Genomic DNA, 214 nt, shown 5'->3' with positions numbered 1-214 from the left:
GTCCGTAGCTTAGGGGCCGGGCAGGAGTTGGTGGAATTACAGCTGTCGCCGCAGGCGAAGAAAAAATGGCAGGGTGCTGCAGACACACTGACGGCAAGGCTTATCAGCAAAGAACTCAACGGAAAAACGGTTCAAATCCTGACATCCATGTGCGACCCCCTGAGGTATCCCAAAGCAGATGTCGTGGACTTATACGGCCATCGCTGGGAAATAG

Annotated in this window: 1 pseudogene; it reads left to right on the top strand. The window is 53.7% G+C overall.

Annotation, left to right across the window (positions count from 1 at the left end):
* A pseudogene (locus FD744_RS25285) lies at window positions 1–214 on the top strand (IS4 family transposase); the annotation flags it as partial.

Origin of the sequence: Pantoea sp. Taur (genome assembly GCF_009830025.1) — a bacterium.
GTDB lineage: Bacteria > Pseudomonadota > Gammaproteobacteria > Enterobacterales > Enterobacteriaceae > Pantoea > Pantoea communis.
Note: the sequence above shows the minus strand (reverse complement) of the source record. Positions and strands in the feature narration are given on the sequence as shown.